Source organism: Pedobacter sp. GR22-10 (assembly GCF_026239715.1).
GTDB lineage: Bacteria > Bacteroidota > Bacteroidia > Sphingobacteriales > Sphingobacteriaceae > Pedobacter.
In genome coordinates this window covers 167,227-185,706 of sequence record NZ_JAPIVR010000003.1, presented here as the reverse complement: position 1 = coordinate 185,706, position 18,480 = coordinate 167,227, and the positions used below count along the sequence as shown (strand labels likewise).

General features: G+C 40.1%; 18 protein-coding genes. 10 read left to right on the top strand and 8 right to left on the bottom strand.

Annotated elements, in window-relative coordinates:
- The first annotated feature begins 191 nt into the window (after positions 1-191).
- From uxaC to OQX64_RS13440, 5 genes are all read left to right on the top strand, one after another.
- Positions 192-1,592 carry a glucuronate isomerase gene (gene uxaC / locus OQX64_RS13460; protein WP_265819174.1) on the top strand — a complete coding sequence of 467 codons (1,401 nt, stop codon included), beginning with the start codon at positions 192-194 and terminating at the stop codon, positions 1,590-1,592.
- 89 nt (positions 1,593-1,681) lie between these two features.
- Positions 1,682-2,737, top strand: coding sequence for a sugar kinase (locus OQX64_RS13455; RefSeq protein ID WP_265819173.1), 1,056 nt, complete (start codon positions 1,682-1,684; stop codon positions 2,735-2,737).
- Entirely contained in the window at positions 2,730-3,392 is a 663-nt protein-coding gene (locus OQX64_RS13450) for a bifunctional 4-hydroxy-2-oxoglutarate aldolase/2-dehydro-3-deoxy-phosphogluconate aldolase (protein WP_172406422.1), read from the top strand. Before OQX64_RS13455 ends, OQX64_RS13450 begins: the two co-directional genes overlap by 8 nt.
- Before the next feature lie 16 nt (positions 3,393-3,408).
- Complete coding sequence (locus tag OQX64_RS13445; protein WP_265819172.1) at positions 3,409-4,782, top strand: MFS transporter; 1,374 nt, start codon at positions 3,409-3,411, stop codon at positions 4,780-4,782.
- 39 nt (positions 4,783-4,821) lie between these two features.
- Entirely contained in the window at positions 4,822-6,438 is a 1,617-nt protein-coding gene (locus tag OQX64_RS13440) for an NADP-dependent glyceraldehyde-3-phosphate dehydrogenase (RefSeq protein WP_088299658.1), read from the top strand.
- A 130-nt stretch (positions 6,439-6,568) separates the two neighbouring features.
- Here OQX64_RS13440 and OQX64_RS13435 read toward each other — a convergent pair whose 3' ends face one another.
- From OQX64_RS13435 to OQX64_RS13425, 3 genes are all read right to left on the bottom strand, one after another.
- Positions 6,569-7,648 (bottom strand): NADH:flavin oxidoreductase/NADH oxidase, encoded by a 1,080-nt coding sequence (locus OQX64_RS13435; RefSeq protein ID WP_265819171.1) that lies wholly within the window; start codon positions 7,646-7,648, stop codon positions 6,569-6,571.
- 99 nt (positions 7,649-7,747) lie between these two features.
- Entirely contained in the window at positions 7,748-8,737 is a 990-nt protein-coding gene (locus OQX64_RS13430; protein ID WP_265819170.1) for an aldo/keto reductase, read from the bottom strand.
- Positions 8,737-9,135 (bottom strand): DoxX family protein, encoded by a 399-nt coding sequence (locus OQX64_RS13425; RefSeq protein ID WP_088299655.1) that lies wholly within the window; start codon positions 9,133-9,135, stop codon positions 8,737-8,739. Before OQX64_RS13425 ends, OQX64_RS13430 begins: the two co-directional genes overlap by 1 nt.
- A 179-nt stretch (positions 9,136-9,314) precedes the next feature.
- On the opposite strand from OQX64_RS13425, the gene OQX64_RS13420 reads away from it, so the two are divergent.
- The 4 genes from OQX64_RS13420 to OQX64_RS13405 are packed head-to-tail and all read left to right on the top strand — an operon-like array spanning position 9,315 to position 12,215.
- A complete protein-coding gene (locus OQX64_RS13420; RefSeq protein WP_265819169.1) occupies positions 9,315-10,142 on the top strand; it encodes an ATP-binding cassette domain-containing protein in 828 nt (275 codons plus the stop codon).
- Positions 10,143-10,148: 6 nt separating this feature from the next.
- Complete coding sequence (locus OQX64_RS13415) at positions 10,149-10,958, top strand: hypothetical protein (RefSeq protein WP_265819168.1); 810 nt, start codon at positions 10,149-10,151, stop codon at positions 10,956-10,958.
- A 17-nt stretch (positions 10,959-10,975) separates the two neighbouring features.
- Positions 10,976-11,350: a GntR family transcriptional regulator gene (locus OQX64_RS13410; protein ID WP_265819166.1), complete on the top strand. Its 375-nt coding sequence runs from the start codon at positions 10,976-10,978 to the stop codon at positions 11,348-11,350.
- 4 nt (positions 11,351-11,354) lie between these two features.
- The gene (locus tag OQX64_RS13405) at positions 11,355-12,215 is read left to right on the top strand and encodes a hypothetical protein (protein ID WP_265819165.1); all 861 of its coding nucleotides are present in this window, start codon (positions 11,355-11,357) and stop codon (positions 12,213-12,215) included.
- A 168-nt stretch (positions 12,216-12,383) separates the two neighbouring features.
- Here the strand turns inward: OQX64_RS13405 and OQX64_RS13400 are convergent, their stop codons facing one another.
- The 3 genes from OQX64_RS13400 to OQX64_RS13390 all read right to left on the bottom strand — a co-directional run bounded on the left by OQX64_RS13400 (position 12,384) and on the right by OQX64_RS13390 (position 15,153).
- A complete protein-coding gene (locus OQX64_RS13400; protein ID WP_265819164.1) occupies positions 12,384-13,298 on the bottom strand; it encodes a DUF6263 family protein in 915 nt (304 codons plus the stop codon).
- Between the two features lie 8 nt (positions 13,299-13,306).
- Positions 13,307-14,077, bottom strand: coding sequence for a zinc-dependent peptidase (locus OQX64_RS13395; RefSeq protein ID WP_088299649.1), 771 nt, complete (start codon positions 14,075-14,077; stop codon positions 13,307-13,309).
- A gap of 62 nt (positions 14,078-14,139) precedes the next feature.
- Entirely contained in the window at positions 14,140-15,153 is a 1,014-nt protein-coding gene (locus tag OQX64_RS13390) for a Gfo/Idh/MocA family oxidoreductase (protein ID WP_253248944.1), read from the bottom strand.
- Positions 15,154-15,269: 116 nt separating this feature from the next.
- On the opposite strand from OQX64_RS13390, the gene OQX64_RS13385 reads away from it, so the two are divergent.
- Complete coding sequence (locus OQX64_RS13385) at positions 15,270-15,614, top strand: hypothetical protein (RefSeq protein WP_088299647.1); 345 nt, start codon at positions 15,270-15,272, stop codon at positions 15,612-15,614.
- 416 nt (positions 15,615-16,030) lie between these two features.
- On the opposite strand, the gene OQX64_RS13380 is transcribed toward OQX64_RS13385, so the two are convergent.
- Together OQX64_RS13380 and OQX64_RS13375 are read right to left on the bottom strand one after the other, a co-directional pair.
- Positions 16,031-17,215, bottom strand: a complete 1,185-nt coding sequence (locus OQX64_RS13380) for a class I SAM-dependent rRNA methyltransferase (protein ID WP_265819163.1) — start codon at positions 17,213-17,215, stop codon at positions 16,031-16,033.
- Between the two features lie 144 nt (positions 17,216-17,359).
- Entirely contained in the window at positions 17,360-18,394 is a 1,035-nt protein-coding gene (locus tag OQX64_RS13375) for a LacI family DNA-binding transcriptional regulator (protein WP_265819161.1), read from the bottom strand.
- Between the last annotated feature and the right edge of the window lie 86 nt (positions 18,395-18,480).

Genomic DNA, 18,480 nt, shown 5'->3' with positions numbered 1-18,480 from the left:
GTAAAAACCGTCATTGCGAGATACGAAGTCATTTCTTTCGGAATTAAATGTCGTACTGCTCAATGAGGATAAATACCATAAGAAGTTAGTGTTCTGTGTCTTCACAAAACATCATACAAAGATTATTAATAAATGAAATGAATAGACAGGCGTTTTGATCATCTCAAATCTAATGTCTCAAATCAAATAGAATGAAACCATTTTTAGACGAAAATTTTCTTTTGCAAAGCAAAACAGCTGAAAAGCTTTACCATGATTTTGCAAAATCGTTACCCATTATTGATTACCACAATCACCTTATTCCTGATCAGATTGCGAACGATAAACAGTTCGAGAATATTACACAGGTCTGGCTGGCTGGTGATCATTACAAATGGAGGGCGATGCGTGCCAACGGTGTAGATGAAAAATACATCACTGGCGATGCATCAGATTTTGAAAAATTCGAAAAATGGGCAGAAACTGTTCCTTATACCTTACGTAATCCTTTATACCACTGGACACACCTGGAATTGCAACGTTATTTCGGGATCACCGATATTTTATCAGGCAAAACAGCCCGTAAAATTTACGATGAATGTTCGGCCAAACTGCAAACACCAGCCTATTCAGTTCGTGGTTTGCTGGCGAAGATGAATGTCGAAGCCGTTTGCACTACTGACGATCCATTAGATAGTTTGAATTTTCATCAGCAGCTGGCTCAAGAAGGGGTGGCTTTAAAGATGTTGCCTGCTTTCCGTCCGGATAAGGCCATGAACAGTGACGATGTGACGGGTTTAAATGAATACATTGATAAGTTAGAAAGTGTGGTTGGGTCATCGATCAGCAGTTTTCAGGATTATCTCAATGCCTTAAAAAGCCGTCATGATTACTTCGCTGCGAACGGCTGTTCCGTTTCAGATCACGGTTTGGAGCAGATTTATGCCGAGGATTATACCGATCAGGAAATCACTTCCATTTTTGAAAAAATCAGAAGTAAACAAGAAATTTCTTACGAGGAAAACCTGAAATTTAAATCAGCCATGCTGATCTGTTTTGCCGAGTGGGACCATGAAAAAGGCTGGGTGCAACAATATCATTTGGGGGCTTTGCGCAACAACAACGCCCGGATGCTGCGCCAGCTTGGTCCGGATACAGGATGGGATTCTATCGGCGATTTTTCTCAGGCCAGAATGCTGTCTAAGTTTTTAAACCGTTTAGATAATCAGGATCAACTGGCAAAAACCATTATTTACAATTTAAATCCGGCAGACAATGAATTAATTGCCACCATGATTGGCAATTTTAACGATGGATCAATCGCTGGTAAAGTGCAGTTTGGATCGGCATGGTGGTTTCTGGATCAGAAAGACGGCATGATTAAACAGCTAAATGCCTTATCAAATATGGGGCTTCTGAGCCGCCTTGTTGGGATGTTAACTGATTCCAGAAGTTTTCTGTCTTTTCCACGACATGAATACTTCCGCAGGATAATCTGTAACCTCTTTGCCGAAGATATAGAGAATGGCGAATTGCCTGACGATTTGGATTGGGTGGGTAAAATAGTGCAGGATATTTCGTACTTTAACGCAAAAAATTACTTTACTTTTTAATTCAGCACCTCGCTTTCTGTCAGCACAAACCTAAATAATTAACGGTTCTTAGCATACGAACTAAAGTGAATAAACAAGCCGAAAAAAACATGAGTAATCAATTCGCATCCTTTATAAAAAAAGGAGAACAAGTTTTAAGTTTTGGAGAAATCCTTCTACGTATCTGCCCTGATAGTGATGGACAGTGGCTGAATGAGAATAAACTGCCCTTTTACATTGGTGGAGCAGAACTCAATGTGGCTACTGCACTGGCACTTTGGCAAGTGCCCTCTGCTTATCTGTCTGCCATGCCTGAAAATTCAGTTACGCAGGATATTGTTGGCTATCTTAATGAAAGAAATGTTAATACCGGGTCTATGGTTTTTCATGGCGACCGTTTGGGTTTATATTATCTTACGAAAGGAAAAGATTTAAAAAATGCCGGCGTAATCTATGATCGGGCTAATTCTGCTTATGCCAATTTAAAAGTAGGTCAGATCAATTGGGATGATGTTTTTGAGGGGGTAACCTGGTTTCATTTTAGCGCGATTTGTCCGGCGGTTAATCAATCTATAGCAGATGTTTGTCTGGAAGCTTTAAAGGTAGCCAGCGAAAAGAACATCACCATTTCTCTGGATTTAAATTACAGGGCCAAACTCTGGAAATATGGGAAAGAGCCAATCGATATCCTTCCGGAACTGGCTAAATACTGCACCCTGATTATGGGCAACGTATGGGCAGCAAATAAAATGCTGGGCACGGCACTTCACGAAGATTTGTTACCAACAGAAGGCTATGCAAAGGAAACGTTACTGCAACAAGCGACTGATACCTCCAAAGAAATATTAAGTTTGTTTCCGGCATGTAAGGTTGTTGCCAATACCTTTCGTTTTGATCATGGGAAGGGCATCAGGTATTATACAGCCATTTACAGTAATGATGAATTAACCGTTTCGCCAGAATATGTTTCTGATGAGATTCTAGATAAGGTAGGCAGTGGCGATTGTTTTATGGCCGGATTGATTTATGGTTTTTACAACCATCTTCCGGTGGCTGAAACCCTGAATTTTGCCACCGCAGCGGCTTACGATAAATTATACATCCCAAGCGATGCCACCACCAGTACCGTGGCGGATATTGAAAAAAGAATAATACACCATGATTAGTAACAAACACAAGATTTTAGATGCCATTTTAGAACAAGGCATGCTGCCACTTTTTTACCAGGATAGTGAAACAGGGAGTGTAGAAATATTACGTACGTTATATAAAGCCGGTGTTCGCGTGTTTGAATATACCAATCGTGGAAAATCAGCTTTGCCAAATTTTAAAAAGCTTAAAGAAATCAGAGATGCAGAAATGCCCGATCTTTATCTGGGCATTGGAACCATAAAAACACCAGCTGATGCAAATGCTTTTATTGAGGCAGGAACAGATTTTATTGTAGCGCCAATTGTTAATCCTGCAGTAGCAGAAATTGCGAATAAAATAGGGATGCTCTGGATTCCGGGTTGTATGACACCTACCGAAATCAGCATCGCACAGGAACATAAGGCCATGCTGATTAAAATCTTCCCGGCCAATATCTTAGGGCCTGAATTTATTTCTTCCATTAAAGATCTTTTCGCTGGTCAGCTTTTTATGCCAACAGGTGGTGTGGAAATTAATGCCGATAACCTGAAAACCTGGTTTAAAGCAGGGGTTTGCGCCGTGGGGATGGGCAGCAAATTGATCAGTAAAGAGGTCATGAATAAAGGGCTTTATGAGGAGCTTTCTGAAAACACAAAACTAGCGCTCGATCTGATCAAGCAGAGCAAATAACTTAACAACTAACCAAATGAACCGTACCAAGATTGGCAAATACAGGTGGACAATATGTGCCCTGCTGTTTTTTGCTACTACCGTAAATTATTTAGATCGCCAGGTATTAAGTTTGCTTTCGGGCAAGCTTGAAACTGAATTTGGCTGGACAAACTCCGATTATGCTAACATCACGGCAGCCTTTCAGTTTGTTTATGCCATTTCCATGCTTTTCGCCGGAAGAATTATCGATAAGCTGGGTACCAAATGGGGTTATGCCATCGCAATCATTGTGTGGTCTTTAGGGGCAATCCTGCATGCAAAAGCCATTCCGGTTGGCGAGGCTGTTTCCTCCTTACTGGCCTTGATTGGCATTACCAGCATATCAGTTTCGGTGTTGGGGTTTATTGTATCACGGGCAGTGCTGGGTTTTGGTGAATCGGGAAACTTTCCGGCAGCCATCAAAGCTACGGCAGAATATTTCCCTAAAAAAGAACGTTCTCTGGCCACCGGGATTTTCAATTCCGGAGCCAATGTTGGTGCTATCCTTGCGCCGGCAACCGTACCCTATATTGCCGAAGCCTGGGGCTGGGAAACTGCTTTCCTGATTATTGGCGGGGTGGGTTTTTTATGGCTGATTTTCTGGTTTATATTTTATGATAAACCGGAAGAGCAAAAACGATTGAAGAAACCTGAACTTGAATACATCCTGTGTGACACAGATGAGCAGGTAATTGTGCCTACAGAATCTGAAACCGAAGCCAAAAAAGTGTCGTGGTTTAAACTGCTGGGTTACAAACAAACCTGGGCTTTTACTTTCGGTAAGTTTATGACCGATGGTGTTTGGTGGTTTTTCCTGTTCTGGCTACCGTCCTATCTTAAAGCACAGTATGGCATGGAAGGTACATCCATCTCTTTTCCTTTATTTATCCTCTACAGCATGACCATGATTGGAAGTGTTGGTGGTGGATGGTTCCCGGCCTATTTTCTGAAAAAGGGATATAATGTATATGAAGGCAGAATGAAAGCCATGTTTGTGATTGCATTATTTCCTTTGGTCGTGCTCCTGGCGCAACCTTTAGGTCATTATACTTTCTGGATTCCCGTTATCCTTATCGGTATTGGCGCATCGGCACATCAGGCCTGGTCTGCAAATATTTTTACAACTGTTTCTGACATGTTTCCTAAAAAAGCGGTAGGTTCCATTATCGGAATCGGCGGAATGGCGGGTGGTTTAGGTGGTGTTATTGTTTCAAAAGTAGGTGGCGCTTTATTCGATCATTATAAAGCCTTGGGCCATATTCAAACCGGCTATACCATTATGTTTGCATTTTGTGCCATTGCCTATGTAATCGCCTGGACAGTGATGAAATTTCTCGTTCCAAAATACAAAGTGATAGAACTGGATTAAACTAAATTATAAATCTTAATAAATGACCAATTGAACATCATGCTAGATCTTGAAAGTATTTTCGTTGAAGAAAGCCAGATTCCGGATGAATTCAGGCTGAAAGAAGAAATTAATCAGAGAGCGTTTCTGTCGAACGGTGAAATGAAAACCTGGAACGGACCTTTCAACGAGGTTTTCTCTCCGGTTTGCGTAAAAACCCCTGAAGGTTACCAGCGGAAGCGGATTGGTAGTTTTCCGGTTTGTACGGAAAAAGAATCTACCGAAGCCTTGGATGCTGCGGTTGCGGCTTACGACAATGGCCGCGGGCAATGGCCAACCATGAGTGTGGCCGACCGCATCACCTGCGTAGAAAATTTTACCCACAAAATGATCGAGCAAAAAGAAATTGTTGCCAAACTCATCATGTGGGAAATCGGTAAATCTTATGCCGATTCGGTTAAAGAATTTGACCGTACAGTGGAATATATCTATGCCACGATTGATGCGCTGAAAGATATCGACCGTCAATCTTCCCGTTTTGAGATTGAGCAAGGCATTGTGGCACAGGTTCGTCGTTCACCACTAGGCGTGGTGCTTTGTATGGGCCCGTTTAATTATCCCTTAAATGAAACGTTCACTACCCTGATTCCTGCTTTGATCATGGGCAATACGCTTTTATTCAAACCACCTAAACATGGTACCCTATTGCATTATCCTTTATTGGAGGCTTTCCGGTCTAGTTTCCCAAAGGGGGTGGTAAACACCATTTATGGCCGTGGAAATACAATTGTTCCGGGTTTAATGAAGTCAGGAAAAATTAATGTATTAACCTTGATCGGCTCAAGTAAGGTGGCTAATGAACTGAAGAAATTGCATCCCAAAGTGAATCGTTTGCGTGCAATTTTAGGTTTAGATGCAAAAAATGCAGCCATTATCACAAAAGATGCTGATCTGGATTTAGCCGTTTCTGAAACGGTTCTTGGCGCATTGTCATTCAACGGACAGCGTTGTACCGCACTTAAAATTATATATGTGCACCGGAGCCTGGCACAGGAATTTTTAAAACGTTTATCTGCAGAAGTGGAGAAACTGAAATTCGGAATGCCCTGGGAGAAAGGTGTAAATCTTACCCCGCTTCCGGAGTTAAATAAACCTGAATACCTGAAAGAATGTATTGATGATGCCATTGTACACGGAGCGAAAGTGGTAAACAAAAATGGCGGACAAACCTTCGAAACGTTCGTTTATCCGGCAATTGTTTATCCGGTAAACAGCAATATGAAATTATATCGTGAAGAACAGTTTGGTCCGATTGTGCCGGTGGTTCCATTTGATGATCTGGAAGAGCCTATTGAATACTTAATTGGATCGCCACACGGACAGCAAGTGAGTATTTTCAGTAATAATGCTGCGGTGATTTCTTCACTGATTGATCCTTTGGTAAACCAGGTGAGTAGAGTAAACATTAACTGCCAGTGCCAGCGTGGGCCGGATGCATTTCCTTTTACAGGAAGAAAAGACAGTGCCGAAGGAACGCTTTCTGTAGTTGATGCTTTGCGTTCTTTTTCTATTCGTTCATTGGTGGCTACCAAATTTACGGATGACAACAAGAAATTACTGAATGAGATTGTAAATGGAAATGATTCCAATTTCTTAAGTACGAAATATATTTTTTAAGCTAAATAGCCAACTGGCGAAGTCTCAAAAGCAAGTGCTCAGCAAGACTTCGTCAGTTTTAAAGATCTTAGTTTTGACAACTTTTATAAGCATCTGCTAATAAAGGCTGTCAAAGCTATTCATATGGTACTTACTTTTTAAAGGTTTCTCTTTTGGCCCGTACATACTGATTCGGCCATTCCACATCATCACCGAGAATCTGAGCGGCATGTGTAGGAAAATAAGCATCACGTAAAGATTCCCTGGCGATGAAAATCAAATCGGCTTTGCCTTCCTGTAAAATTTCTTCAGCCTGATGGGCATCCACAATTACACCTACAGCACCGGTATAAATACCGATTTTATTCCTGATCTGATCTGCAAAAGGCACCTGATAGTTTGGCCCGGCAGGGATAACTGCATCTGGTACATTTCCTCCCGACGAGGTATCGATTAAATCTACACCCCGATCTTTTAATACGGCTGATAACTGTAAAGAATCATTTTCATTCCATCCGTTTTCTGTCCAGTCGGTGGCAGAAATGCGTACGAATAATGGCAAAGTTTCCGGCCAGACAGATTGTACGGCTTCTACCACATCAATAACCAAACGAATGCGGTTTTCGAAACTTCCACCATATACATCTGTACGTTTATTGCTGATCGGGCTAAAAAACTCATGCAATAAATAACCATGTGCCGCATGGATTTCCACCACCTTATAGCCCGCATCAAGTGCCCGTTTTGCCGCAGCACGGAAAGCAAAAACAATTTCCTGGATCTCAGGAATACTCAGCTCATGTGGCGCAACCTGCCCCGGTTTAAAAGGAATGGGTGAAGGCCCAACTGTTTTCCAGCTGTTTTCGCCTGCCGCTAGTTGTTCACCACCGTTCCAGGGTAAATCACAACTTGCTTTCCGGCCGGCATGTGCCAGTTGAATACCTGCAAGGGCCCCATTTTCGTGAATGAACGAAACAATCTGTTTTAGTTTTTCCACATGCTCATCCTTCCAGATGCCTAAATCTGCATGTGTAATTCTGCCCTCTGGAGTTACTGCTGACGCTTCCTGAATAATCAGGCCTGCACCACCTACCGCGCGACTGCCCAAATGCACCAAATGCCAGTCGTTGGCAAAACCATCCACTGCCGAATACTGACACATGGGCGAGATCACAATTCTATTTTTAAACGTAACATCCTTTATGGTGAAAGGAGAAAATAATTTTGACATATTAATATGATATTATAACGTAAATTAAAAAGGGAGACATAAAAATTTAGATTTATCTGCCTATTTTGCTTTCCCTTTACATGCGTTGCGTTGATGAAATTAAAAACCTGCGTTTTTCAGTTCTGTGTTGATCAGCTGAATTTCATCTGCTGATAACTTCACATTGATAGCTTCAGCATTCTGAACGGATTGTTTGGCATTTCTGGCCCCAACCAAAGCAATGGTTATCCCTGGACGCTCCACTGTCCACTTTAAAACCAACTGAGAAAGCGACGCATTTTTTTCATCGGCCAGCGGCTTAATCTTATTTAAAAAAGCATTTGTTTTTTCAATGTTTTCAGCCGTAAAAAATTTAACGTCCTTCCGGTGATCGCCTTCTTCAAACTGATAACCCGGTGTAATTTTTCCGGTCAGCAAACCACGTTCCATCGGGCTATAAGCCAAAACAGATTTATTATTTTCAATGCAGTAGGGAACTGTTTCATCTTCAACGCCGCGGTTGACCATACTAAACGGAATCTGGTTGGAAATAATCTCTAAAGTCTGGTCAGCCTCCTTCAGCTGTGCTGCATTATAATTGCAAACCCCTGCATAACGCACTTTTCCCTGTTCCATTAACCTGCTCACGGCCTCAAAAGTTTCGCTGATGGGCGTGGTTACATCCGGCCAGTGAATCTGGTACAAATCAATATAATCTGTTCCCAACCGTTTTAAAGATTGCTCACATTCATAAATTACACTTTCCTTACCTGCATATTTATAAATATCAATGTCTTTGCCCTCATTGTTTTTACTTTTGAAACCAAAATCGCCTTTGGCTAAATCCCAGCGCATACCAAATTTGGTTACAATCTGTAGTTTATCTCTGGAAATTCCTTTAATGGCATCGCCAACAATTTGTTCACTATCACCCTGACCGTAAATCGGAGCGGTATCAATAGAAGTTACACCTAAATCGTAAGAAGCCTTAATGGCATTAATGGCATCGTTTCGGTCTGTGCTGCCCCACATCCACCCACCTGCGGCCCATGCGCCAAAAGTAATTACTGAAAGTTCTAAATCTGATTTTCCTATTTTTCTATATTCCATTATCTTTTTTTTATCATTTGATCAATTGCATAACTGTTGTGTGGTAAGTAAGCCAGTAACACAGATAAGAAGGCGATGTGCATGAGCTGTGAAGGCAAGGCTTCCCAATTTTCGATCATGGTGGTGCCAAAAATAAGGGCCAGCGAAACGGCTCCGGCTAACAGTAATCCCTGCCTGGTGAACAATCCGGTTAAAATCATTAGTCCTGATGCAAATTCCAGTAAGGGTAGGGCGTAGCTAAAAGGCAATACCAAAGCTTCAGGCAGCCATGATTTAGAAAATTGTTCCATCATCCAGTGGCTGAAACCATCAAGTTTTGGTAAACGAACCAGCCCGTGTCCGAAAAAGCTTAATCCGATTGCCATTCTGCTTAATAAATAAGCCTGTTTTGTATCCATGATTATTGCGTTACTGTTAAAGATACAATCTCTATATGGATCATGTTTTAATATAAAAGAGCTTTTCGTGCATTTTACAAACAAGTTATAAACGATCTCTGTAAATGAAAAAAATAAAAAATTTGGAGATATCAGAAATCAACTTTATATTAGTGTATTATTTAACTAATACAGTAGGTATGATAAAGGTTAACAATCTTCATTTTGGATATGGCAAAAATGGTCCGTTATTCAAAAACATCAGTTTCCAGTTGCATGCTGGTCATATTTATGGTTTGCTTGGCAAAAATGGCGCTGGCAAATCGAGTTTATTGAAAAATCTGGCAGGCCTGGTTTATGCGCAAAGTGGTACGCTGGATGTTTTTGGATTTAATCCGGCTAAAAGAACACCGGCTATGCTTGAACAAATTTGCTTCATTCCGGAGGAGTTTTATCTGCCTGCCGTTAAAATTGATGCTTATGTCAACGCCAATGCTCCATTTTATAAAAAATTTAATCATGATTATTTTACTGAGTTGATTAAAGAATTTGATATCCCCGTAAATCAGAAACTCATTCACATGAGTTACGGACAAAAGAAAAAGGTCATTATTGCATTTGCATTGGCTACACAAGCCAAACTGATTATCATGGATGAGCCTACAAATGGACTGGACATTCCTTCGAAGGCACAGTTCAGAAAAATAATGGCTTCAGCCTTAACGGACGATTGCTGCATCATTATTTCCACGCATCAGGTGAGGGATCTGGATAATTTAATTGATACGGTGATGATGCTGGATGAAAACAACATCGCTTTACATGCTTCAGTAGAAGAAATTACGGAAAAACTGACTTTCAAGAAAATCAAATCGGTTGATGACAGCATTATTTATGCTGAGCCCTCATTATCAGGATATAATGCCGTAATGCCAAATTATCACCAGGAAGAGAGCAAGCTCGACCTTGAACTGCTGTTTAATGCTATACTGACCGAGAAAACAAAATTTAAACCTTATTTTAATTAAGCACCTATGAGCAATACCTTCAACTTTAACCGGTTCGGATTACTGGTAAAAAGACAATGGATGGATTTTGGGAAAATTTATTTGGGAACGCTGATTGTGCTGGCCGGAATCATATTTGCCTTTTATTCTTATTTTATCCCATCTACTGGAGATCATAATATTCTTGATCATGATGGCAATCTAGATATGCGTTTCAGATACGGCCTTTTTCTGATGCTGGGCTTTCTGTTCATCAGCATCACTTCCAGTACTTACTTTAATAATTTTGGTCAGAAATCAAGAGCCATACATGAACTGATGATCCCGGCTTCAATCTTTGAAAAGTTCATGGTCGGCATTTTTTATACCGTAGGGGTAACCTTGTTTGGGTATTTACTGGTTTTTTATCTGATTGATCTGGGTTTTGTGAAATACCTGAACGCCAACCTGTCGGCCTTTAAATCTGCTGCAGACATAAAAACACCATTGAAAATGACAGATGGCCTTTTTGATCAGGTGATGAGTGATCAAAAATACCTTAAATATTGCAGTGCTTTCTTTGCGTTTCCATTTTTGGTTATAAGTCTTTTTCTTTTAGGTTCCATTTACTTTAACCGCTTCCATTATATTAAAACAGCTGTTTCAGTTGTGGTTTTTACCTATGCAGGTGGTTACCTGATTTATAAAACCGGTGACTTACTTACCAGGAATATGACAAGGATTAATCTTCATATTAAAGAGATTGATGTGCTGACCTGGATATTTCTGGTGAGTGCCATTATTACCCTGGTTTTATGGTTCATCACTTATATCCGTCTGAAAGAGAAAGAAGTTTAACATTAAAAGGTATACATATGGAATTTAGAGATAATAAGGCAATATACCTGCAAATAGCAGATTACGTCTGCGAGCATATTTTGCTGGAAAAATGGAAGGCTGAAGAAAAAATACCATCGGTGAGGGAAATGGCGGTTGAACTGGAAGTGAACCCGAATACCATTATGCGCACATATGAATTATTACAAACTAAAAATATCATCAGTAATAAAAGGGGAATAGGCTTTTTTGTATCGGAAAAGGCCATAAATCAGGTAAAAGATTTTAGAAAAGCACATTTTATAGATGATGAGCTACCCGTTTTATTCCGAAATATTTACTTGTTAAATATCAGCTTTGATGAACTGCAACGTAAATATGAGACTTTTGTTAATGAAAATTTTAACGCTTAGAATTATGAAAACAAGTAATAAATTATTAATCGCGCTTGCAGCATTGCTGATTATTGTTCCCATTTTGGTGATTGCCACCTACGTCAAAGTAAATTATATCACAATAAATGAAGCCGTTAAAAATAATGAAGGCTTAACACATTTTAACACTAAAACACCTGCATTCGTATCGCATAAAATCGATCAGGCATTTAACCTGATAAACATCAATGGTTCAGAAAAGGCGATATTAAATCTGACCTTAGTAGAAAACCCCGCATATGGGTATAAAATTTCTGAGGATAACGATCAACATTATCAAGCCATTGTTGATGCCAATGGAAGGTTGAATATTTCCAGAAAGGCAAATCAGGACGACGATAAGTATGTTTTAAACCTGGTGATTTTTGCACCGAAATTTAATCAGCTTGCCGTTGCAGATGTTTTGCAGCTGGAGCTGAATACAAAACTCAAGCAGCTTAACCTTGATCTAAAGAATATAAACAGTGTTTCATTTGATCAGAAAACGAAGATTTCGCAATTAAATGTAAATGGTGATCAGGTAAATGACTTCTCCTTAAGCCATAATGAAGTAAATGAACTGAAGCTAAACCTGATGGATGTTGAGTTCAGAAGCACTTCATCTTCCTACAAATCATTAGCGCTTACATTATCCGGGAAATCTGATATTACCATTTCAGGAGATGACATTGATGGAAATAAGTACCAAATTGATCGTTTATTGATTACGGATAAGGGCAGTTCAACCATTTCATTGGATAAAATTAAGGTTATTGAGGCAATGGGAAATTTTTCAGATGCTACGAAAATCAATACCCCGGCAAGATACATGAAGCAATTTTACGGGAAGCAATCGTCAAAATAAAAACAGCTGGCAATACTTAAGGATAAATTCGTTCTTGCGAACAGAAGGGCAGGATTTAAAGCTTGAGTGTAGCAATCTTTCTTACAAAATAGATTGCTTTGTGGACTGGAAGGGTCGCCTTGCAATGACGATTTTTCGATAAGGCTTTTGCACCAGACCCCATAGGTTTTAAAAACCTGTGGGGTTTACTTGTTCCCTACCCATAATTTTATTAATTCCCTGCAATTCAAAATCAATATTCTGACCACCTGTTTGCATCTTACCCGTTAATTCCATCCGCAAATGACTTTTAAGGATCAGGCCGGTTTTAATATCAAGCTCGGCATCACCAACGTTGGTTCCGGTTAAATCCGTATCGATTGTGTTACCCATGCTTTTAAAACTACCCTTTGAAACTAAAGTGCCGTTAATATTCAGGAAAGCAATATTATCCTTTACGTCCTTAAGGGTATACCGTGTAATGGTTTCTACCGGCATGTTCAGCTGCATCCTGGTGTCAACCGTCCAGCTGTCGCCAATTTTAACCGGCTGATCCGGATAGATTTTAAGAGAAGATTCCAGCGTTTGCTTCATTCCCTCTGCATTGAACTGCTGACTTAAACTGGCTTTTATTTTGGTCTTCATCAGCGTATCTGCCTTCATCTTTTCGACCATAGTATTCACCATTTGTTCTGTTCCGGTTACCGATTTAAGGGTGCCGTTCGGCAACATCACCATCTGGAATGTTGCATCCTTTAAGCCACGAAATGAATTTTCTTTAGTCGTGTCAGCATCTTCAGAATCCATTTCCATCTGGTTGCCCATTCCTTTAGATTTCATGAAAATACGCTTATAAGTCACCTCAATATTTTTCTCCTGCCCTTCACCATTTCGGATATCGAACAGGTAATCTGTGCCGATATTCTGGCTCAGGCTGATGCTGTGTCCGGCCATTTTCTGGTTAATCACCTGATCGGAAATCAAGGTGAAATCATATTTTTTTCCGATGGGAAAGTTTTGCCTGAGCACATATTTTTTCTGGGCACCTGCAGTTATACTTATAAGAATAAGTCCTAGAACCGGGAATATTTTGAATACATTCATTTTATAAGTTAAACAGGTTGCTGCGCAAAAATTCTGCTCAGTGCATGGTATAGATCAGGGTGTTTCTCTTTCAACAGCTCTGGTTTTTCGAAAAAATATTCTGAAACTACTGCAAAAAATTCTGCTTCGTTGGTGATGGCATATGGGTTGATATCTGATTGATTATCTTCAATTCTTTCCATTTCTTCGTGCATCATTTTGATCCAGGGCAAAGTATATTCATGTGCCATCAGATTTTCCGGAACACCATCGGTAGCACCATCAGATTTATCCAAAAGATGCACAAACTCATGAATGGCTGTATTTTCTTTTCCGGCACTTTTTGAAAAACCATGCCGAAGCGCAGAACGCGATAAAATCATTTGTCCGTTCATGTAGCCTGTTCCTACCATCCCGGCAATATTCCGTTCGCCACCTTCAAACTGAAAATCTTTGTTAAAGGTATCCGGATATAACAACACGCTGCTTAAGTTTTTATACTGCCAGTCGGTAAAACCGAAGATGGGAATTACGGCGCTGGAAGCAATCAGCAATTCATCTAATGTAGTCATGTCTAACCCAATGCCTTCTATTCTAACCGTGCTGAAAAATTCTGCCACCTTTTGCTCAAACTTAAGTTTATCAGTGGAGTCAAGGTTATGGTAATACCCCACATAATCATCCAGAATCTTTCGGTCTGTATCAGTTAAAGGCTCAATAGCAGGCTTCTTTTTACGCAAAATAAAATAAAGTGCGATTAAAAATATGGGAATTAAATAGGCAAAAGGTAATGAATTCATGCGGGTATTTTTTGGCTATTCAGCCATTGGTTAGATTTTTAAATAATTTTGCCTGTTCCTGTTCAGCTTTCCAATATTTCCAGTTGGATCAGTACCTGCTCCCGGCTAACTGGATAAGTTTTGCCAGCTACTATTGACTGATAAACGGCATCAAATAAGGGTAGATAACTTCCAATTTCAGATGGAATAATTTCTTCGGTTTTATCACCATTTTCATCAATAGTAGTGAGTAAACCTTGCTTTCCCTCAGGTTCAATTCCATAACCGGCATCGGTTAGTTTTTGTCCGGATAGCAATTGTTCTTCCTGTACATCGGCTCTCTCCTTGATGAAACTGCCATTTACCCCATGTAGCACGAATGCAGCCTGTGGATTCACCACCAACATACTTGAAGTAACAAATACATTAACGCTATCATTATAATTAAGCTGTATGGTAAAAAAATCATCAACCACAGTATCTTTTCTGTTTTTACCCAGCGTTTTGTGAAAGCTTTCTGGTTTACCAAAAATGCTGATGACCTGATCAAGCAGGTGTGGACCTAAATCATAAAGCAATCCACTGGCCTCAATCGCTTGTTCTTTAAAGGCTTTTGGTCCGATTACATTTCTATAACGGTCATAACGCAAATGCATTTCATTCAGTTTACCTAGTTTACCACTGGCCAGCACTTTTTTAACGGATGTAAAATCACTGTCCCAACGGCGGTTCTGGTAAAAAAAGATCTGCTTTCCTACTTCATCTGCCAGTTTGAATAGTTCTCTTGCCTGAGCAGAAGTGGCTGTAAACGGTTTTTCAACTAAAATATGCTTCCCTTTTTGAAGGGCTGCTTTCGAGTGTTCGTAATGAAGATTATTTGGCGTATTAATAACAGCCAGTTCTATTTCTTCGTCATTCAAAAGTTCATCGATACTGCTGTAACTTAAGATATTGGGATAATCTTTCACCGCATTTTTCTTGCTTCTCTCCACTACGGCTTTCAATTTAAAACCATGGTGTGCATTTAAGAATGGCGCATGAAAAACCTTTCCTGACATGCCATAGGCCATTAAACCAGCTGTTATTATTTTATTCAAATTTGCACTCATAAATTGTGATTGTACGTAAAAGTACGATTCTAGTTTAAAGTTTTGCGCTAAACTGACAAGCTTTTCAACCTTCGGATGAACCTTTTTACACTATCTTTGCAAATATGAAACCGTCGGAGATTAATGCCAAATGGAAAATATTGCAGGAGAAAATTGCGAAGGAGTTTGATTCTGATTTCCCGGACCTGAAGGTGATGCTTTTTCTGATTGGCGTGCAGGAGTTAGGCAAAGGGCCAAAAAAATATAGCAAAAGGCAAAAAGAAGAACTCATGCATATTGCCACCTGCCGTCTACTCAGCGAAATGGGATTTTATGAGCTGGAAGGTTTAGATCAGGATGGCTGGCCACACTGGAAATTAATCAAGGCCATACCGCCCTATACCATGCTTGAACAGGAAATGCTGATGAAATCTTTGGTGGTGAGTTATTTTGAAGATATTTATTCTTAAGAATTGTTTCCAACAGACAGAGATTCCGCGGATCTGTATGGTGGAGAAATCAAGTGTCGAAAGTTCAAAGGTCTTACCGCTGAAGAACTTCACAAGTTTGACGAAATATCAATTCATCTTCTTTCATGAAATCTAGATCGTTGCCGGTATTTATTTCCCGCAGATTACTGAGATTCCGCGGATCTGGATGGTGGAGAAATCAAGTATCACAAGTTCAAAGGCCTTACCGCTGAAGAACCTCACAAGTTTGAGGAAATATCAATTCATCTTCTTTCATGAAATTTAGATTATTGCCAGTAATTGTTTCCGGCAAATTACGGAGATTCCGAGGATCTGGATGGAAAATTGAATACGAAGTTTCCATAGCCTAAGTAAGTGTTGAAGAATTTTGCAGGCTGACTTAACAGATTATTTTATTAAAGTACCCTCAATAACAATCCCTTTAAATATTCTCCCTCCGGGAAAGAAATCCGTACCGGATGATCTTCAGGTTGGCAGAATTGTTTAATGATTTGCACCTCTTTACCCGCATCCAGGGCAGCCCAGGCAATAATTTGTTTAAAGGTTTCAATGTCAACAGCTCCCGAGCAAGAGAAAGTAGCGAGTAAACCGCCCTTTTCCAAAAGCAACATGCCTAAACGATTTAAATCTTTATAGGCCCTTGCCGCACGATCTAAAGCAGAGCGGGATGGTGCATATTTTGGCGGGTCAAGTACAATGACGTCAAATGTTTCTCCAGCATCCTTAAATGCACGCAACTGTTTATTTACATCCGACTGAATTGCATTCACTTTTGCCGGATCAAACTGATTCAAGGCTACATTCTGTTTCAATGTTTCTACTGCCAAGCCAGAACTATCTACACTGGTAATGCTTGCGGCACCACGGGCCAGGCTATTTAAACTAAAGCCTCCGCTATAGCTGAAACAATCTAACACCTTTTTACCTTTGGTATAACTGGCTAAAATATTCCGGTTATCACGTTGATCGCAATAAAAGCCAGATTTCTGCCCTTCGGCAATGTTGATGTTATAGGTAATTCCGTTTTCTTTTACTTCCAGTAATTCTGGTGGATTTTCGCCCCAAAGCAATCCATTTTCAATCGGTAAACCTTCATGTGTTCGGGCGGTCGCATCACTTTTATCGAAGATTCCTTTCGGCTGTAGAACAGATCTTAAGATGTCGACAATAATTGTTTTTACCTTTTCGATGCCAGAACTTAAAATTTGCAGAGTCAGGAAGTTTGCATATTGATCCACAATTAAGCCGGGTAGAAAATCGGCCTCGCTGAACACCAGGCGGCAGGTATTGGTTTCTTCATTCAGGATAAACTGACGGGAGGCAATGGCCTGGGTTAATCTGTTCTGATACCAGTTTTGATCGATGGTTTGGGTTTCATCCCATTCCAGTAAACGAACAGCCACGCGTGAGTTGCTGTTGTAATAACCATAGGCGAGAAATTCGTGATCAAAAGCGAAAACTTTAACCACATCACCATCTTCTGGTTTACCCTTAACTTTTTCTAAAGCTCCGGAAAATACCCATGGATGTCTTTGCAATGCCGCTTTCTCTTTTCCCTTTTTTAATACGATTTCTACCATTCGGCAAAGGTAAGTATTAGTTTGGAAATTGGCGACAGGCGGATGGCGTTGGGCGACAGGCGGGGAGCGTAAAACAAAGAGCCGATAGCCAGTAAGCAAAGTATTTTAAAAAAGTAAATGCGGTGCTCATGTAAGCACAGCTATTTACAAAAATCTGTTTCCTAAAGTCTTTTGCATTTTAACCAGTTCAGTATCTAAAACCCTCACTTCAAATTCAGTCACCGGTCGCTTGGCCTCAATCATGGAGATCAGCAATTCTGTTGCCACTTGTCCCATTTCAAAAGCAGGTTGTTTTACCGAAGTAAGGGAAGGGGAGAAGAGTTCAACCAGATTGGAGTTGGTAAATCCGGCAATGGCGATTTTATGTGCCACGCCCGGATTGGTTTTTTTCAACGCCATGATACAACCAGTTGTTAACCTGTCGCTGGAAATAAAAATACCATCCGGATTAAACGGTAAAAGTTCTTTTACCGCCTCTTCCAGTTCAATGCTATGCATGCCGCCGTGCTGGCAATATTTTACCAGTTCTGCTTTAAATTCGATATTATATTTGGCCAGGGCCGCCTGGTAACCTTTTAACCTTTCTCTGGTGATGGAAAGATTTTCGGAATTGGTTAAATGTGCTATCGTTCTCTTCCCTGACAGAATCAGGTGTTCAGTAGCATCAAATGCCCCCTTAAAATTATTGGCAATAACTTTATGTGTTTCAAAGTTTTCAGGTACCCTGTCGAAAAATACGATAGGTAAACCTTTTGCATATAAACTCCGTAAATACTCAATATCCTGGGTTTCAGAAGAAAGGGCAATCAGCAGGCCATCAATAGAACGCGATGCCAGATGCTCTACGTTGAGTTTTTCCTGTTTACAGGACTCATGGCTTTGCGAAATAATGACATGATAATCCTTATCATATGCGATGGACTCAATTCCATTAATCACCTGTGAGAAGAAATTATTGGCAATTTCACTCACAATAATTCCGATGGAATAACTTCTGCGTTCTTTTAAACTACGGGCAATGGGATTAGCCCGGTAGTTAACCTTTTCTGCATAAGCTAAAACCAGCTTTTTTGTTTCTTCGCTAATCTCGTAACGGTCTCTCAAGGCCCTGGATACGGTAGAAGTGGATAATCCTAAGGCCTTGGCAATATCTTTTATGGTAGAAGTTTCAAATCTCATTTTTCGTGATGCGTACAAGTTACAAAAAATATCTCTTTTCATGATTTTGAAACCGAATTTAATAAACGTTATATGGACGTTTTTGG

Bases quoted from the DNA above. Each gene is read 5' to 3' on its own strand.
- OQX64_RS13385 (WP_088299647.1), top strand. From the start codon at position 15,270: ATGAAACCGTCGGAGATTAATGCCAAATGGAAAATATTGCAGGAGAAA.
- OQX64_RS13445 (WP_265819172.1), top strand. From the start codon at position 3,409: ATGAACCGTACCAAGATTGGCAAATACAGGTGGACAATATGTGCCCTG.
- OQX64_RS13420 (WP_265819169.1), top strand. From the start codon at position 9,315: ATGATAAAGGTTAACAATCTTCATTTTGGATATGGCAAAAATGGTCCG.
- OQX64_RS13450 (WP_172406422.1), top strand. From the start codon at position 2,730: ATGATTAGTAACAAACACAAGATTTTAGATGCCATTTTAGAACAAGGC.
- OQX64_RS13380 (WP_265819163.1), bottom strand. From the start codon at position 17,215: ATGGTAGAAATCGTATTAAAAAAGGGAAAAGAGAAAGCGGCATTGCAA.
- OQX64_RS13440 (WP_088299658.1), top strand. From the start codon at position 4,822: ATGCTAGATCTTGAAAGTATTTTCGTTGAAGAAAGCCAGATTCCGGAT.
- OQX64_RS13435 (WP_265819171.1), bottom strand. From the start codon at position 7,648: ATGTCAAAATTATTTTCTCCTTTCACCATAAAGGATGTTACGTTTAAA.
- OQX64_RS13415 (WP_265819168.1), top strand. From the start codon at position 10,149: ATGAGCAATACCTTCAACTTTAACCGGTTCGGATTACTGGTAAAAAGA.
- OQX64_RS13405 (WP_265819165.1), top strand. From the start codon at position 11,355: ATGAAAACAAGTAATAAATTATTAATCGCGCTTGCAGCATTGCTGATT.
- OQX64_RS13455 (WP_265819173.1), top strand. From the start codon at position 1,682: ATGAGTAATCAATTCGCATCCTTTATAAAAAAAGGAGAACAAGTTTTA.
- OQX64_RS13400 (WP_265819164.1), bottom strand. From the start codon at position 13,298: ATGAATGTATTCAAAATATTCCCGGTTCTAGGACTTATTCTTATAAGT.
- OQX64_RS13395 (WP_088299649.1), bottom strand. From the start codon at position 14,077: ATGAATTCATTACCTTTTGCCTATTTAATTCCCATATTTTTAATCGCA.
- OQX64_RS13375 (WP_265819161.1), bottom strand. From the start codon at position 18,394: ATGAGATTTGAAACTTCTACCATAAAAGATATTGCCAAGGCCTTAGGA.
- OQX64_RS13430 (WP_265819170.1), bottom strand. From the start codon at position 8,737: ATGGAATATAGAAAAATAGGAAAATCAGATTTAGAACTTTCAGTAATT.
- uxaC (WP_265819174.1), top strand. From the start codon at position 192: ATGAAACCATTTTTAGACGAAAATTTTCTTTTGCAAAGCAAAACAGCT.
- OQX64_RS13425 (WP_088299655.1), bottom strand. From the start codon at position 9,135: ATGGATACAAAACAGGCTTATTTATTAAGCAGAATGGCAATCGGATTA.
- OQX64_RS13410 (WP_265819166.1), top strand. From the start codon at position 10,976: ATGGAATTTAGAGATAATAAGGCAATATACCTGCAAATAGCAGATTAC.